General features: G+C 33.3%; 5 protein-coding genes. 3 read left to right on the top strand and 2 right to left on the bottom strand.

Annotated elements, in window-relative coordinates; translation table 11 throughout:
- Positions 1–195: 195 nt before the first annotated feature.
- Both J6L95_RS07485 and J6L95_RS07480 read left to right on the top strand, forming a co-directional pair.
- Complete coding sequence (locus J6L95_RS07485; RefSeq protein ID WP_074685901.1) at positions 196–672, top strand: Ig-like domain-containing protein; 477 nt, start codon at positions 196–198, stop codon at positions 670–672.
- Between the two features lie 45 nt (positions 673–717).
- Positions 718–1,833, top strand: coding sequence for a CpXC domain-containing protein (locus J6L95_RS07480; protein ID WP_287458645.1), 1,116 nt, complete (start codon positions 718–720; stop codon positions 1,831–1,833).
- On the opposite strand, the gene J6L95_RS07475 is transcribed toward J6L95_RS07480, so the two are convergent.
- A complete protein-coding gene (locus J6L95_RS07475; RefSeq protein WP_074685903.1) occupies positions 1,830–2,312 on the bottom strand; it encodes a pyridoxamine 5'-phosphate oxidase family protein in 483 nt (160 codons plus the stop codon). The genes J6L95_RS07480 and J6L95_RS07475 overlap by 4 nt on opposite strands.
- Positions 2,313–2,508: 196 nt before the next feature.
- Here J6L95_RS07475 and J6L95_RS07470 point away from each other — a divergent pair, with 196 nt between their 5' ends.
- Complete coding sequence (locus tag J6L95_RS07470) at positions 2,509–3,303, top strand: Cof-type HAD-IIB family hydrolase (protein ID WP_287458644.1); 795 nt, start codon at positions 2,509–2,511, stop codon at positions 3,301–3,303.
- Positions 3,304–3,422: 119 nt separating this feature from the next.
- On the opposite strand, the gene J6L95_RS07465 is transcribed toward J6L95_RS07470, so the two are convergent.
- A partial coding sequence (locus J6L95_RS07465) for a hypothetical protein (RefSeq protein ID WP_287458643.1) occupies positions 3,423–3,780 on the bottom strand: 358 nt, incomplete at its 5' end.

Below are 3,780 nucleotides of genomic sequence, written 5' to 3'. Positions count from 1 at the left end.
TATAATTGTTCTTGTAATTAGGTGTATTTGTATTGTTATTTTTCATAGCCTAATTATATCAAAAAAGGTGGCATTCCTCATCACTTATGAGGATGCCACCATTTTTTATTTGAGTGCTGTATTTATTTCGTTACAGCCTCTTTTTCTTTTCAACAAAACTGTTTTTATATATAATATGTTTAATGAGGTGATTTAATGTCTGATAAAAACGAAGCAATTGAAGAATACAAGAGTGGCATTTCAAAATGGTGGATTATCACTGGTATCCTGTTATTCCCTCTTGTTCCGTTTGCATTAATCTATTTGAATAAAAAAATAAACAAGTATGTAAGAGGTGCCTTAATCGTCATCTGGTTCATCGTTCTATGCGGCGTTTATCAGTTTGCCTGCATCAAGCAAGGCCCAGTCATCAAAAGCATTTCTGTTCCTGTTTCTACCATCAGCATGAAGGTAGGAACTTCCCATCAGATTTCTTATGATGTTAAGCCTCAATCCTCTAACTTGAAAATTGATGAAGTCAAATACACTTCTTCTAACCGTTCAATCGCAACTGTTGACAAGAAAGGAAATATCACTTCTATTTCTCCTGGTAAAACAACAATTACGATTACTGTTCAAGATAACCACTATACACAACGTACAAAAAAAATAACCCTGCTGGTTTTAAAATAGCCGGCAGTTTTTTTTATGCTAGAATGTGGATAGGAGGTAGATAATATGAAAACACATACGTTTATCACCTGTCCAATATGTGGACATAAAGAAGAATTAACTCGCCCTCTTCTCTATCATGAACTACTTATCGATGAAGATCATTTCACCTACACATGTCCTATGTGTAAACATAAAAGAATCATTGAAACACCTACGATCATCTATTATAAAAAACATCTGATTGCCTTTGATCCAGAAGGCTATCATCTTTCATTTATCATTGATTACCTCAATCAAGAAGACATCTCAAGTGTTCGCTTAACAACCACTCTTTCTTCTTTTGTAGAAAAACAATTAATCCTAAAAAACAATTACAACGATATCGCCATAGAAGCCTATAAGCATTCACTTCGCTTCATGATGCATAAAAACCCTGTTCTCTTCTACAATGATGAACCCGTTGACACCCTTATAAACATGAGTGTAGACCCAGTTGAATCTTACTTGATAAGTAAAACTCATTATGAAAAGATGGTCAATAACCCCCTCATTCATAAGCTAATGAAGTACGATACACCACTTGCGGTTGATGAACATTATATTGAAAAACTCTCTACAAAAAGAATTACAACAGCCAATATCAGTTTTAACAGTCAGATAATCAGTGCTATTCTTCCTTGTTTTCTTGATGCTTCAATAGGTGATATTGCCTTATTTGAAAAGAATGGCTCTCTTCATTCAGGGATTATTCTTTCTTTTAAAGAAGAAGATGTCTTCAATATCTCTTCTTCAATAAAGATCAAGCAAATATTTACTGATGATTATGATGAAGAGTTCCTCAGAACATTAAAACATGTCCATGATTATCAAGAGAACTTCGATGAACTGATTTCACTAATGTGTGATCTGTATGTTTACATTCCCTTTGAAAACAATAAGCCTTACTATATGACTATCAGTCCAGAAACCTGTCTTCCTGTTTTCACAAAAAAAGAAAGCATTCATGAATGCTTTCCATTAGCTTCTAGAATTATTAAGACAAAGCTTATTACTTTGCTTTATCTTACTATCTTTAAATGTGATGGCTTCTTATTTAATCCACAGATGGATTCAATCTTTTTTGCCAATCATTCTTTCTTGGATGTCTTAAAAGATCATCTCAATACATCATTATCCTAGAATGATTGTTCATCTATTTTATAATGACATCTTCCACTATAGCTATCCAAGGTGATCTTATAAATCGTAAAAGTTCTGATCAGTTCCTTATCATAACTAAATCCTTCATAGCCATAATGAAGTACAATGAGATCCATCGCATGATCATATTCATCCTTTTCTACTGTCTCAATGGTCCCCTTGCCAACCACTGAAGCGTATGAACAGGAAATATATTTTCCTCCTACTGGATAATAGTCATAGACAATATCAGCTTCAATGCTGACATGTGGATTCTTTTCAATTAGATCATTCTTCTTTCCTTTTTGATCAGTATGAATATAGAATACAAAATGACCATCTTCATAATCTACGCCATAGGAAAATGGAAGAACATAGGGATATTCTCCATCAGAAAAAGCGACATGCAAGGAATCACATACCTGCAAAGTCGCAAGAATCTCTCCAATATCTTCCATTTTTCTATCTTTTCTTATCATAATTCCCATCCCCTTTAATTCATCTATTTCTATTCTATATTGTTTTTAAAGCGCTTACAAGACTTTCAGGTTTTCCTTTCGACAAAAACATAAATTCACAAACTGTTTTCCTTGCATAATTTGAAAAATAAGCATACTATCTTGTATATGCACTAAGAGATATTTCTCTTAAATACAGGCTGTTAAGGAGAGTAAAATGTCTATTAAACTAATTGCAACGGATATGGATGGAACATTCCTTGATCACAATAAAATGTTTGATTATGAATTCTTAAGTCAATTCTATAAGATGCAAGATAAAGGTATTTATTTTGTTTTAGCAAGTGGAAATCAATATTTAAGAATCTATCATCAATTTATTCCAATGAGTGAAAACATTTACTTTGTAGCTGACAATGGTGCCTATATTGCACATGGCCCAAAAGTTCTTGCTTATCACACATTAACAGATGTACAAGTACGTCATACTTTAAAGACACTTGAAAGATACGAACATCTTGTTGTCATGATGTCTGGTCTTAATGGTACACATCTTTTAAAGAAAGACAAAAAATATGAACATGTTGCGAAGAACTATTATCGCAATCTTCAATATTATGATAGCTTTGATGAAGTCAAAGATAAGATCATGAAAATCACTTTATTTGATCCAGAAAATGATATTCATCTCTTTGAAGATGAAATACGTTCCCTTCTAGATGAAGGGATCACTGCCACAACTGCTGGTAATGAATGGCTAGATGTTCAGCCAGTTGGTGTAAATAAAGGAAATGGCATCAAGCTTCTACAGGAGAAGCTTGGCGTTTCGCCTGACGAATGTGTCGCATTCGGTGATGCCATGAATGACTTCTCAATGTTTAAAAGCGTCACTTACAGCTATGCCATGAAAAATGCAGATGATCGCATCAAGGCTATTGCGCATGAAGTGCTTCCTTATACAAATGAGGAAAATGGTGTTGTTAAAAAGATCCGTGAAATTCTTAATAAGTAAAAAAAGTGGAGACATTTTTCTCCACTTTTTCATTTTTATTTAATTAAGTACATTTATAATCTATAATGTATATAGAAAGGATGGTGTGACACAATGAAACTCACTAATAAAAATGCTTCTCAAGCTGTTAGATTATATTCCGTTGCTGCTAGTGTGTGTTTAATTCTCACTTGTGTCATCGGTTTATATTCAAGTCTTAAATCAAGCGCCTCTTTATTCTTAATTATTTTTTTCTCCCTACTTCTCATTGCTGCCTTTATCAAGCTTTTCTGGAATATGAAGAAATGGGTGGATAAGGAGGAATATAAATGAAAAGATGTTTCATTACGAAACATCTTTTTAACACGCCGTGAGCAAGAAATCCCCCACCTATAGAGGTGGGGGATTTCTTGCGATAAACACGGTGTTTCTTGACTTTTGTATCTGATGATATTATAATATAATTGTAAATCAGTCGTATGTATAATAAAGGTTATA

Origin of the sequence: Kandleria sp. (genome assembly GCF_017934775.1) — a bacterium.
In the GTDB taxonomy this organism is placed as follows: Bacteria; Bacillota_I; Bacilli_A; order Erysipelotrichales; family Coprobacillaceae; genus Kandleria; species Kandleria vitulina.
This window is presented reverse-complemented; position numbering and strand designations above follow the sequence as displayed.